8 protein-coding genes are annotated in these 13,935 nt (G+C 51.5%); all 8 read left to right on the top strand.

Features of this window, described 5'->3' with window-relative positions; translation table 11 throughout:
* The first annotated feature begins 134 nt into the window (after positions 1-134).
* The 8 genes from SD70_RS22870 to SD70_RS22905 all read left to right on the top strand — a co-directional run bounded on the left by SD70_RS22870 (position 135) and on the right by SD70_RS22905 (position 13,854).
* Positions 135-1,430, top strand: a complete 1,296-nt coding sequence (locus tag SD70_RS22870; RefSeq protein WP_041050029.1) for an MFS transporter — start codon at positions 135-137, stop codon at positions 1,428-1,430.
* Between the two features lie 46 nt (positions 1,431-1,476).
* Positions 1,477-2,874, top strand: coding sequence for a DJ-1/PfpI family protein (locus SD70_RS22875; protein ID WP_041050030.1), 1,398 nt, complete (start codon positions 1,477-1,479; stop codon positions 2,872-2,874).
* A 341-nt stretch (positions 2,875-3,215) separates the two neighbouring features.
* Positions 3,216-3,683 (top strand): hypothetical protein, encoded by a 468-nt coding sequence (locus SD70_RS33830; protein ID WP_156158150.1) that lies wholly within the window; start codon positions 3,216-3,218, stop codon positions 3,681-3,683.
* A gap of 86 nt (positions 3,684-3,769) precedes the next feature.
* The gene (locus tag SD70_RS22885; protein WP_041050031.1) at positions 3,770-4,084 is read left to right on the top strand and encodes a hypothetical protein; all 315 of its coding nucleotides are present in this window, start codon (positions 3,770-3,772) and stop codon (positions 4,082-4,084) included.
* Positions 4,085-4,577: 493 nt separating this feature from the next.
* Positions 4,578-5,243, top strand: coding sequence for an ArsR/SmtB family transcription factor (locus tag SD70_RS22890; protein WP_041050033.1), 666 nt, complete (start codon positions 4,578-4,580; stop codon positions 5,241-5,243).
* Between the two features lie 44 nt (positions 5,244-5,287).
* Complete coding sequence (locus SD70_RS22895) at positions 5,288-6,598, top strand: MFS transporter (protein WP_041050035.1); 1,311 nt, start codon at positions 5,288-5,290, stop codon at positions 6,596-6,598.
* 221 nt (positions 6,599-6,819) lie between these two features.
* Positions 6,820-10,479 (top strand): immunoglobulin-like domain-containing protein, encoded by a 3,660-nt coding sequence (locus tag SD70_RS35200; protein WP_082053585.1) that lies wholly within the window; start codon positions 6,820-6,822, stop codon positions 10,477-10,479.
* Between the two features lie 24 nt (positions 10,480-10,503).
* Positions 10,504-13,854, top strand: a complete 3,351-nt coding sequence (locus SD70_RS22905) for a X2-like carbohydrate binding domain-containing protein (RefSeq protein WP_041050036.1) — start codon at positions 10,504-10,506, stop codon at positions 13,852-13,854.
* The last annotated feature ends 81 nt before the right edge of the window (positions 13,855-13,935 follow it).

Consider the following 13,935-nt stretch of genomic DNA (forward strand, 5'->3'; position numbering starts at 1 on the left):
AGCGCAAACATTTGCGCGAGACTACTCAACTCTTGCGCGTTGTAGACGCCCCGTCGGCGGTATGATGGTCGTGTTCGGACGATATGACCCATAATGGAACCCAATTGAATGAAAAGGAAAGGTGATGAACCAACATGCACCATTCGAGCCATGCTCACTCTCCGCATTCGGTACATGCCGATAAGGCTAAAGAAGCTTCCCTACGATCGTTTTTTGCCAACCGTTTCGTCCAATCTATCTTGCTGTCGGCGGTATTCCTGCAACTCGGCATCTGGATCCGCAACTTTGCCGTCCTGCTCTTCGTGACGGAGCAGACGAACAAGGATCCCGTCGCAATCTCCTTGATTTCGCTCGCCGAATTCGCGCCTATCTTTATCTTCTCCTTCATCGGCGGAGCCTTTGCCGACCGCTGGCGGCCGAAGCGTACGATGGTGCTGTGCGATGCGTTCAGCGCGATTTCGGTATTTGGCGTACTGGCTGCGTTGATGTTTGGCGGCTGGCAGGCGATCTTCTTCGCAACGCTGGTCTCCTCGATCTTATCCCAATTTTCCCAGCCGGCCGGAATGAAGCTCTTTAAGCAGCATGTGCAACAATCCCAGTTGCAAATGAGCATGTCCATGTATCAGACGGTCCAGGCGATATTCATGGTCCTGGGCCCGATGCTCGGAACGTTGATATACTTCCGATTCGGTATCCAAGCTGCCATTGGCATCATGGGCATCTGCTTCCTGCTGTCCGCTGGTGTGCTCCTGTTCCTGCCTGCGGACCATAGAGAGGAGCAGGCGGCTGCTCGGCAGCTAACACAGGAGCTGAAACTGGGTCTTACCTATGTCCTCGCGAACAAACTGTTTCTCTTCATGGGCGGATTTTCTTTGGCAGCCGGCCTTGCGCTTGGCCTAATGAATCCGATGGCGATTTTCCTGATCACAGAACATCTCAACATGTCGGCACAATCTCTTCAATGGTTCACAGCGGTCAACGGCGCTGGCATGATTCTCGGCGGGATGCTGGTGATGGGCCTCTCGCGTAAAATCACCCCGCAAACGATGCTGCTCGTCGGCTTCTCCGCCAACAGCCTGGCGGTAGCGGTGATGGGTACGACAGACGTCGTTTGGCTGGCGATCGCGGCCCAATTCCTTTCGGGTCTCATGGTGCCGTTTATCCACGTTGCCTGTCAGACAATCATTCTGACTAGGGCGGAGGAAGCATTCGTCGGAAGGGTAAGCGGCATCATCAGCCCGCTCTTTATAGGCGGAATGGTGGTGAACATGAGCCTAGTCGGCCCGCTGAAGGCCGTACTGCCGCTCAGCGGAATTTACCTCATGGCGGCTGGCTTGTTCGTAATCGGGGCGCTGGCATCTGTACCACTCTTCCTGCACCGAAGACAGTCGCAACAACGGGACACGAGGGCGACAATAATGCACCATTAGGCAGACGAAGGGTATTGTAAATATGATTACGAGGAGAAAAAAGAAAATGAAGAAGTTATTCCTGCGTTTAGCTGTTTATATATTGATTTTCGTTGTGTTTATAGGGGGAGTCGGGTTGTATGGCTTTAATCGTCATCAAAAAGATTTTTACTTAAACATCCGCCACGAGCCGGTTCCTTCGCTGCAAGGAGCGAATGTACCAGAGTACAATCTCAATAAACCTACAGTAGCAGTCGTATTAGCGGATTCAATGATACCAACGGAAGACTTTGATTTTCTTATTCCTTACACACTGTTGTCGATGACAGATGCTTATAATGTATACGCCGTTGCACCGGACAAAAACGTGAAGTCCTTATCAGGCGGGATTGATGTACTTCCACATTACACTTATAAAGAACTGGATAACCTATTAAACAAAAGCCCCGATATTATTGTGGTCCCTTATATGCCCATAGTTGATGAACAAAAATATCAACCGACTCGCGAATGGATTAGGCAACATTCCGGCAGTAAAACCACGACTTTCTTAAGCATTTGTGGCGGGTCTCAAAATCTTGCCGATGCAGGTTTATTAAAAGGGAAATCAGCCACCTCACACTGGCAAGTGCTGCCCATATTAATGAAGCAATATCCTGATACCCATTGGAAAGAGGATGTGAGGTATGTTCACGATGGAAATACCTTAACTTCAGCCGGTCAAAGCGCAGGCATCGATGCAGTACTTCACCTGATCTCTCAGCAACTGGGAGAACCCGTGGCTGCAAAAATATCTAAGGAAATTAGCTATCCTTCTTACCGGTTCGTTCAAAATCCAAAGGTGGACCACCCTTTTTACGTGGATCTCAAATTTGCAACCTATTGGTTAAATCTTGGATTCCATTGGAGCAAGAAACAGATGGGTGTACTTCTGTATAACGGTATGGAAGAACTGGCTCTATCCTCTATATTTGACTCTTATGGAGACACCGGAACGACACAAATCTTGACCGTTTCCAGTTCGAACGCACCAATTTCTACAAAACATCATCTAAATATACTGGCCAGGCATCAAATATCGAACGCCCCAAAGCTGGACAAAATGATCATACCGGGTGGCGACGCAAAATCACTGGCCGCAGCAGAAATAAGACTTTGGAGTGAAAAGGGTAATGCGGAAGAGACCCTCCTTATTCATAGTGATTCACCAAACAGATATGTATTCGAAGCGCCATTGGAAGATTTAGCTAAACAAGAAGACCTGTTAACTGCCAAGCACGCTGTAAAACGGTTTGAATATCGTGCTAATGGTATCCATCTTGAAGGCAAACCGCTGCCACTTGGAACATACAGCGATATGCTGTTAACCGGTTTACTGGCTTTGTTGGTAGCTTTCTATCTAGACAGACAATTCATGAAAAAGAAGAGAACTTCCAAAGGAATTGATACCTCACTGGAAACCTAAGAGCATCCGATGATGATGGACGTTTGTGTAGTATGGAAAAAAGTCGCAGCATCAAGACAACTTGTCAAATGTTTTTTTTCTGGTCATGTTGGAATGAAATCACCTTATTGGCGATCCAAGTATTTGGGTGCTAAACGCGTTGTATAACGATATAGCAGTATATGAGTTCCTCTCTTCCCAGCATCCGAAAGGAATTTTGATTAAATATTGGAAAATTCAGATAATAATCGGCCCTATTAAATCTTACGGTGTTTCAAACGGTTATATGCAGGTTGAGAGGATGACCAATCTATTTTAAACTGGTAGACACCAGGCACAAATCGAATCCTTAAGGAGGTAATATGATGAAGATGCAATGTACTATGACATCTGCAATCGAGTTGCCCTTTTCTGCGATTCATAATTTGATGACGTATCAAGGGTTCAGAAGGATTCGCTTTAACCAGCAATCTGCATATCGTGCCCGATTTGACGACGCATCTACCAAAAGGTCATACCGATTAACGATTCCGGTTCAAAACCACGATAACATCACTTGCTCCGTCAAGGTTGCCGATGCATTTTTGGAAGACGGAGGCTCGATTCCCCCCGAGGTCTTTGAAGCCGTGGAATCCAAACTATATGAAGTTGGTGCTTATCTGCAAGATGAGATGGAAAAACGCAAACCTGATTCCATTGATCCACCGGAACAATCCGGCGGCATGGCGCCCAATATGGAGGAAATGATCAAGCTGGGCAAACAGATGGCCGCTATGAAAACAAATCAAGAGCTGCTTGAAGCTAGTATAATTCCGGACCCCATTCAGTAGGTGCAAATCTTTGAAAAAGTGCCTGGTAATGAATTCCGAGATAACGAATCCTGAATGCAAATATTTGCCTAAGGTGGTGTTTTCTCATGGAAATCAGTATTATGCTGCTGGGCATCGTTTTGTTAGGTGCTTGGCTGGTTATGAGAAGCAAGAGGTGGAAAACGTTGATGACGGCTACAGGCCCGAACGCGGAGGAGCTGGAAGCGAAGTATGCGCATCTGAAGTCGAATAAAGTCAAATGCAAGCTGGTCATGGACGCAAGTCCGGTTGCCGATACGGGCATCATTCCTGCCGCCGATGTGAATCCCGGCGAGGCGGGAACGTTGATCAAGCTGAAGGTGCATCAAAAGGATTTGGAGCAGGCCAAGGAGCTGTTGGAGGATTTCCTGGAAGCCGTATAACATAGACGCGATGTTGAGGAGCTCTGCTAGAGCTCCTTTTTCATTGCATCATGTTTAAAATTCGAAGAGCGGACATAAATGATCTTGAGTTCTCGGTTCAATTCGACTTGAAATGCTAAAGAGTTTTCAGGGTTAATTGATAAGGACCATGGACTAAGCGACGGAGACGATAGTTAAAACATCGAAAAGAGTGCCGCGCGGCACCCATCAGACTTCGCTAACGAATTATTTCCTCAAGTTCGTTTCGTAATATTAGTGGCTTTGATGAGATCGTATAATTCACGATCCCTCATTTAATTTATGTTTTAAGAATACGTTTGAGTGCAGGAGCTATTTTCGTTGTTAAAGCCATCTCCGAGGAGCAGATATACCAGCTACTTTTTCTGGTCATTGAAGTAACGGTTTCAATGTAAGAATTTCTTGACACTATATGAAGGAGATCTTACAATTTAACTATTCAATAAAACAATTGAATATTTGAGGTGTCACTCTAATGAATATGGAACGAACATGGAAAGATCAATTATATCAGGAATTTGCTCGTATCGGTAAATGTTTATCCAGTCCTAAACGCTTGGAATTGCTTGATTTGCTTTCTCAAGGCCCGAAATCTGTAGATCAGCTTGCTAAATTAACAGGGATGACTGTTGCGAATGTGTCACAACACTTACAAACGTTGCATGAATCTAGACTGGTTCGGTCTCACAAACAAGGTAACTTTGTGATATACGATATTGCTGAACTTTCTGTGGCCGATTTCATGGTGTCACTACATCGTCTCAGTGAAAAGCAACTAGTAGAAGTTCAGAAGCTTAAATCCGAAATCTTGCTAAACCATGTAAGTATGGAGCCTATAGGTTTAGAAAGGCTCCTCAAACGGATGGAAAGAGGCGAAGTTGTATTATTGGATGTCCGACCAGAAGATGAATATGCTTCGGGCCATATTCCAGGCGCGATATCTATACCTATGGAAGAACTCGAGAAGCATCTAGCGTCCTTACCAGCGGATAAAGAAATAGTGGCTTATTGCAGAGGACCCTATTGTCTAATGTCTGCGCAAGCCGTTGAAATCTTAAAAAGCAAGGGAATCAAAGCCTCTCGTTTAGAGGAAGGCGTTCACGAATGGAAACGTTTTGTGGAACATTCATCAAAGTTCTGACTTTTAGAGGAGTCAATAAACAATTAGAAAGGTGGTTCTAAGCGATGACGCATGAACCCCAAAAAATAGACAGATTGATTCAACAACACATTGTTTCCCCGGATTTGCTGAGGAAACTATATAAGCGTTCTCTATTCATAGTAGTCCTATCCCAAATTTTCGGAGGTGCAGGTCTTGCTGCTGGTGTGACGGTCGGCGCGCTTCTTGCTCAAGAGATGTTGGGAACCGAAAGTTTTGCAGGTGTTCCTGCTGCTTTGTTAACCCTTGGCTCGGCTGCTGCCGCCTTGCTGGTAGGCCGACTTTCAGAACATTACGGACGAAGGTTAGGGCTTGCTGCAGGATTCTTCGCAGGTGGGCTTGGTGCATTAGGGGTAATATTGGCTGCAGTAAGTAATAGCGTTGTGCTTCTGTTCATATCGCTGCTCATCTACGGTGCAGGAACGGCAACGAACCTGCAAGCCCGTTATGCTGGAACAGACTTAGCTAAACCTAATCAACGGGCTAGAGCAATTAGTATTGCTATGGTCTCGACCACATTAGGCGCAGTTGTAGGCCCTAATATGGTAGAGGTAACGGGTGATTTCGCTACTGCCATCGGGGTTCCAGCGCTTGCTGGCCCGTTTATCCTAGCTGCTGCAGCGTTTATTCTTGCAGGAATGGTCTTCTTTATTTTTCTGCGGCCCGATCCATACGTCGTTGCAAAGGCTGTGTTTGAATCACAACAATCTTTGGAACAGGAAGTAGAAAAAGGCAAAACGGTTCGTAAAGGCAGTAACAGGGGCCTTGTTGTAGGAGCAACAGTAATGATTTTAACCCAAATCGTTATGGTTGCAATAATGACAATGACTCCAATCCACATGAAACATCACGGTCATAGCTTGGCAGATGTAGGATTAGTGATTGGTATTCATATAGGCTCCATGTATTTCCCTTCGCTCATTACAGGCGTACTGGTTGATAAAATCGGTCGTACAGCCATGTCAATTGCTTCGGGGAGCGTATTATTGCTTGCAGGTATTACAGCTGCAGCGGCTCCTCCGGATTCTATGCTGGTCCTGGTTCTTGCTCTATCGCTGTTGGGAATCGGTTGGAATTTGGGCTTAATCAGTGGGACAGCAATCATCGTAGATGCAACTGATCCAACAACACGTGCAAAAACTCAAGGAACAATCGATGTGTTGATAGCACTCGCTGGGGCCTCGGGTGGAGCGCTATCCGGTCTGGTTGTCGCTCATTCAAGTTATGCGATATTGTCGCTTGCTGGCGGAGGTCTGGCCCTTTTACTTGTACCTGTGGTTATATGGTCTCGAAGCAAATCAACTGTACAAAATGTTTCATTGAACTCTCAGGCTTAGGGCTGCTGCTGCAGCTCTTTTTTGTTTATCACTATTTGCAGCATTTCCTTACCGAGAGTTCTTTGAAGCACTTCCTTGCCGTCATGGCAATTATTTTGTAAATAAACACATCGCGACTGTAAATTAACACATATTTCCACATGACAGACCTCAGTATAATAATTTGTGGAAACGGTTACAAATCGTTCCGCAACGCAACGTTACGATGAAAGGTGCGATGGATGATGAAAAAGTGGTGGCGGACGGCGCGAATCGGCATCGCGGCGTTCCTATGCTCGCTGCAGATGTTTGGCGTGAGCATGGCTGGACAAGCTGCGGCAGCCGTGCAGGAAGCGAATCTCGCGCTGAACCGGGCGGCTGACGCCAGCAGTGCAGTTGGCGGCGCGGCAGCCGGCAATGCCGTGGACGGCAATTCGGCTACGTATTGGCAGCCGACTGCGGCGGATCGTACGGATATGTCGGTATGGATTTCCGTCAATTTGGGGCAGCCGCAAACGTTCAACAAAATTACGCTGAGCTTGAACAGAGTCGATAACCTGGCCAATTATATGGTTTATGTATCGGGCGACGGTGCGAACTGGACGCCGTATTACACCAAAAGCGCCGGCTTGAAGACGTCCGATACGGAAATTCGCGATCAAGCCGCAACGTCCCAGTATGTGAAAATCGAGTTCAATCTGAGCAAAAATTTGAATTTGCAGCTGTATGAGCTGGGCATTTTTCACGCGGAAAGCAGCCAGGTGCCGGCGAATTTGCAGCGCATTTATTTTGTCGACGGTCAAGGCCGCGAATACGCGAATAACGCCGACGTCGGCATGCATGTGGGCACATCACTGCAGCTGCGCGTCAAAGGGCAGCTAAGCACGGGCGAAGAGGTCGATTTGAACAGCGTGCCGCGCACGTTCGCCACCCCCGCGAAAAACGTCAGCATCGATGCCGGCGGCACGGTCCAGACCGTTCAGACCGGCGCGGCGATGATTACCGCCCAGATCGACGTGCCGGGCGGAGCGAAGCTGGCGACCGGCTATTTGTGGGTCGTCGTGCGGGATCCGAACGAATTTACGGACGAGTCTTACGTGGCGAATTCGACTCTCAGCCATCCTCGAATGAAGATCGACATCGGACAGCCGGCTGTCATCCAGCCGGGAGACGTATATCCGTCCGTATCGGTCAGCTCGAACGTTTACGGCACCGTCAGCGCCGCCGTTTATTTGGATGGCAGCCCCGGTAGTCCCGGCGGCCCCGACGGTCCTGCAGTGGCGCAGCTGCCGCCTGCGCCGATCGGCAAAGGCGAAACGAAGCTGTTGTCGTTCCCCGGCTCGGTCCACGCGGCAGGCCAGTACGTGATCCGTATGACGATAGAGCAGCCCGGCAAGCCTGCGGCTTATGACGCATTTTATTTCACGGCGATGGATCCGGCATCGGTCCCGCCGCATCAAAGCGCTGTCGCTTTTTTGAATGCGCAAGGGAGCATGCAGTACGTTCCGGATTACAAAGGGAACCGGGTGCTCGACTTCTCGAACAGCGGCTACATGGGCGGCGGGGTGAAAATCCCGAGCGTACCGGCGGTGAAAACGATCCAGCCGGTTGACGGCGACAATACGGCTGCGATCCAGGCGGCCATCGACGAAGTGTCGCAAATGCCGCCGCAGGCGAATGGCTTCCGCGGTACGCTGCTGCTGAAGAAGGGGACGTATCCGGTGAGCGGCACGCTTCACATCAACACCGGCGGCGTCGTTTTGCGCGGGGAAGGGAATGGCGCTGACGGCACGGTCCTGTACGGCACCGGCACTAAAGCGCGAAACCTCATCGAAATAGGGTCCACAACCGGGCCGGCAGCCGACTCCTCCTCCGCCGTGGAAGTAACCGATCTGTACGTGCCGTCAGGAGCGCGCTCGTTCCACGTCAAAGACGCCTCGGCCTATAACGTCGGTGACACGGTTATGGTACGAAGAGCGGGGAACAGCCGCTGGATTACCGAAATCGGCATGGATCACATTTATATGCGGCCCGGCAGCGTCACTACGACTCAGTGGTCGGCGTTTAATCTCGATTTCGACCGGGTTATTACCGCCATCGACAGAACGAACAACGTCGTGACGGTCGATGCGCCGCTCGCGAACGCCATCGACCGCAAATGGGGCGGCGGCATGCTGCTGAAATACAGCGATCCGTCCCGCATTCAGCAAGTGGGCGTGGAATTCATCCGGGCGGACTCCGACTTCGATAAGAGTGTCATCAGCACGGTGATGGACAACGATACGACCGATCCGTATTATTCGGACGAGAACCATGCGGAGCGGTTCATCGTGTTCAACAGCGTCAAGAACGGCTGGGTGCGCAATGTGAGCGCCTACCATATGGCTTACTCGCTCGTGCAAATGGGCCGCAGCGCCAAATGGATCACGGTGCAGGACAGCAGCTCCTACGATATGGTCAGCATCATTACCGGCGGGCGGCGCTACGTCATCCATTATATGGGCCAGTTATGCTTCGCGCAGCGCATCCATGTGGAGACCGCCCGTCATGCGTTCGTTGTCGACAGCCGCGTTCCGGGGCCGAACGTGGCGCTGGAGAGCGACGCAGTCCAAAACTACAACACAAGCGAGCCGCATCACCGCTGGTCCGTGGGCGGGCTTTTCGACAATATTAAAGCTCCGATTTCGATTCGGGACCGCGCCTGGCTGGGCAGCGGACACGGCTGGGCGGGCGCGAACTACGTGACCTGGAACACCGAGGGCGAGCTTACGTCGCAGCAGCCTCCGACCGCGCAAAATTACGCAATCGGCCACACCGGCCGGGTCGTCCCGGGGCTCGTGCCGGACGACTACGATACCCGTCCGCGCCAAGACGCATACTGGGATCATTACGGCGAGCACGTCGGTCCGGCCAGCTTGTACAAGCAGCAGTTGAAAGAGCGGCTTGGCGAGCAAGCGGTGGCGAACATCGCCGAAGGCGCTCCGTCCATCGCTTTAAACGGGGACAATCCGTTCTACGTGGAAGCCGGCACGCCGTACGCCGATCCGGGAGCGACCGCGCAAGATTTGCTCGGACAGGACATCACGAACCAAATTACGGTAACGGGACAAGCAGATAGCGGCAAGATAGGCTATTATCCGGTCGCGTACAGCGTCACCGACATGAGCGGACAAACGGCTGCCGTAACTCGTGCGGTGTACGTTCGGGATACGACGCCTCCGGTCATTCAGCTAAGCGGGGACGCCTTTGTGGTGACGAAGGCGAAAAAACCTTACGTCGATCCGGGAGCGGCTGCCACCGACAGCTATGACGGCGATCTCGCCGGGCGCATCCGGGTTACCGGCACCGTCAATACGCAGGAGCCGGGCTTGTACACGCTTCGTTACAACGTGCAAGACAGCTCGGGGAATGCCGCCGCAGAAGTGAAGCGATACGTGCTCGTCAGAAACGGCAACGCGCCGTTCCCGCTTCCGCCCGGGATCGATCCGATGAAAGAAATTATTAAGCGGGAAGATCCGTCAACCGTCATCATCGATATGGAAAAACTGCTTATTTGGCTCCATGCGTATCCTGACATTTACCGGGATGTAGAGGTTGCGGTACCGGCAAGCGGCAAAGACTTTACCGTCAAGCTGCCGGCCGAGGCTGTAAGCGAGCTCGTCTCGGCCAATACGGCGGCGGGCTTGGTCGTTGCGGGGAAAGAGACGGCGTACCGGCTGCCGCTCGACGAGCTGAAGCTGGACCAAATCGCCGCAGCTTTGCATGCGCAGGTGAAGGACGTCGTCATCATGATCGTCATACATCCGCTGAAGCAATCTTCCTCTGCCGCCGAGTTTCGCGTCACCGCTTCCGCCGGCGGCAATAGCATCAAACTGCCGGGGCTGGGGAGCATCGTAAACTAATACGGCCGAGTGCGAGGTGAGAGCATGAAAAGGGCAATGCGCTTGATCGTTCTTGTCGCCCTAGTCTCATTACTGTTCAACGGCGGCATTTTATCGACCGGAGGAACCGCTGTAAAAGCGCAGGAAAATGATGCCGTGCAGCTGTATGTAGCCAAAGACGGCAACGACGCCAACGACGGATCGCTGCTTCACCCTTTTGCCACGCTGGAAAAAGCCCGGGATGCCATCCGTGCGCTGAAAAGCGCCGGGGCATTCCCCGCGGGCGGCGTCAGCGTGCAGATTCGGGGCGGAGAATACAAATTTGCGGGCACCTTCCAACTGGACGAACAGGATTCGGGAACGGCCGGCGCGCCGGTTGTTTACAAAGCCTACGGCGGGGAGAAAGTTACGTTTACAGGCGGCATTCGGCTGAATGATTCGCTGTTCAAGCCGGTGACGGATCAGGCCGTATTGGCGCGACTTCCGCTGCAAGCAAGCGGCAAGGTGCTACAGGCCGATCTGCAGGCGCTCGGCATTACGGATTACGGCACGTTGGGCAATAATCAGGCCGTCGCCCCCGAATTGTTCTTTAACGGCAACGTGATGACGCTGGCCCGCTGGCCCAATAACGGGTTTACGACGGTTACCCAGGTGGTCTATACCCCGGACAGCGCGGCAAATAAAGGCTACACGTTCACGTATCAAGATGAAGGGCTCCGCAGATGGCAAAGCATCGACGACACTTGGATGCTCGGCTATTGGGGAAACGATTGGGCGACCAACGATTTGCAGATCAAATCGATCGATTTTGACGCCAAGTCCATCGAGACCTATAAAGGAACCAGTTACGCGATGAAGGCGGGGCAGCGGTTTTACTTTTACAACGTTTTGGAAGAGCTGGATACGCCGGGCGAATGGTACCTCGACCGCAAAACCGGCAAGCTCTATCTGTATCCCCCGGCCCCCATCCAAGGGAAAAAAGTGCAGTTATCGCTATTTGCGAGCAACTTGATCAGCATGAACAACGCTTCGAATATCGTGTTTAGCGGGCTTGCCATGGAAGTAAGCCGCGGAAATGCCATCGATATCGCCGGCGGGGAAAACAATCGGATCGAAAACTGCGACATCAGCAAAATGGGCGGGTACGCCGTCAAAATCAACGGGGGCCGCAATAACGGAGTGTACGGCTGCCGGATTTACAGCATGGGCAACGGCGGCGTATCCCTGAACGGGGGCGATTTTGCAACCCTTACTCCTGCCGGAAACTATGCGGACAACAACGATATTTTCAACTATGCGCGCATCAAGCTGACGTATACGTCGGCGGTCGAGCTGAACGGTGTAGGGAACCGGGCGACCCATAATAAAATGCATGGCGCCCCTCATCTGGCGATCCAGTTTCGAGGCAACGACCATCTGATCGAATATAACGAAATCTACGATGTCGTCAAAGAAACGGCCGACGCGTCGGCGATCTACTCGGGGAGAAGCTTAGTCTGGCGCGGCAACGTCATTCGCTACAATTACATACACGATATCGTGGCCAGCAATCTCCGCGTCTCCACGGCAGCCATTTACCTGGACGATTACATGAGCGGCGTCGAGATGTACGGCAACGTGTTTTACAACATCGGCAAGCAAGCGTTCAAGCTGGCCAACGGACGGGAAAATGTCGTGGAGAACAATATCGTGATCGACAGCGGCACGTCCATCGCTTTCCTGACGCGAAATTACAAGCCGGGTGAAAAAAACTACGAGTCTCTCATGAGCAAGTTTAATCAAGTGCCGTATCAGAGCGAAATATGGAGCGCGCGTTACCCGACGCTGCCCGGCATTTTGAACGACGAGCCGCTGCTGCCGAAACGAAACGTCGTCCGCAACAATGCGATCGTGAATAGCGGCGAGATTACCGGAGATAGCCGGAATATGGAGCTTGGCACGTTTGAAAATAACGTTGCTTTCGGCAGCAAAGAGGAGGTCGGATTTGTCGATGCGGCCGCCGGAAACTTTGAGCTCAGGGACGATGCGGCCCTGTTTGCGAAAATCCCTCAGTTCCAGAGCATCCCGTTCGGCAAGATCGGCATACATGCAGACGGATTGCCGCCGGCCCAATCGGAAATCGGCATACGCTATATGGACTATCGGCAAAATGCCGGCGATATAGCGGTCAAAATGAAGCTGAACGGGAACTCGCTGCTTGCCATAAGCGACGGAACGAAGACGCTGGCAGCGGGAACCGATTACATCAGCAGCGGCAATTCGGTCATTTTGAAACGGGACTATCTTGCAACGCTTCCGCTCGGTCCGACTTCCTTAACGTTCTCGTTCAGCGCGGGGAACGACGCTTACCTGGTCGTTCATGTCGCGCAGGAAAGCTTGGCGGCGAACAAAAGCTATGAGGCGTCGTCAACATGGAATGACGCCTATAACGCCGCCAAAGCTTTCGATTCCGATCCGGCGACCCGCTGGTCCGCCGCAGAGGGGAAAATGTCCGATCAATATGTTGCCGTCGATTTCGGCAAAGAGACGACCTACAACCGGGCGGTGATCAAGGAAATCTCTTATCCGCGGATCAGCTCCTTCTTGCTGCAATATTCGGAGGACGGCATTCATTATACCGATATTCCCGGCACTGCCGGAACTTCCATCGGCGCGAGCAAGACGATTGATTTCGAGCCGGTCACGTCCCGGTTTATGAGGCTGTGGATAATCTCCACAAGGAACGAATCGGGCGTCTCCAAAGAGCCTACGATCAACGAAATCGAAGTGTACTATAACGATACGACGCCGCCGGTGGTGAACGTGAGCGCCAACTCGCGCTATACGACGTCAGAATACTTGACGGTCACTTACGATGTTTATGACTTGTCCGGGATTTATTCGCATGCCGCAACACTGGACGGGAACCCGGTGACGAACGGTCAGGCGATCGACCTGGCTGCTATGGCGGGTCATCACACCTTGGAGGTGACGGCGGAGGACAGAGCCGGCAATACCGCTACCCGATCCGTTGACTTTGATGTCGCGATAGCTGCGGGCCTCGATATACAGCCGGATGCTTTAAGCTTGAAAAGCAGCGGCGGCGCTAATTCGGTGACAGGCTACATCGAATTTCCGGCAGGCTACGACGTGTCACAAATCAATGTCGGATCCGTTCGTCTCCATGCGGCCGGAACTTCCATCGAGGCGCAATTAAGTACGTCGGAGGCCGGAGATGTCGACGGCGACAAAATCGAAGCTTTGATGGTCAAATTCGACAGGCGGAAAGTCATCTCAGCGCTGGCGAAGGTGAGCGGCGAGGTGACAGTGTTCGTTACCGGCAGCTTGAATAACGGCAAAACTTTTACCGGCAGCGATAACATTCAAATCGTTGAGCATTCAATCAAAACACAATAAAACCGTAAAAAAGCACATGCCGGATCGTGCCGGACAAAGGTATGATTTGTTTAGACAGATTGGCTTTTGCATGAAGACGAT

This window comes from Gordoniibacillus kamchatkensis (assembly GCF_000829455.1).
Taxonomy (GTDB): Bacteria; Bacillota; Bacilli; order Paenibacillales; family NBRC-103111; genus Gordoniibacillus; species Gordoniibacillus kamchatkensis.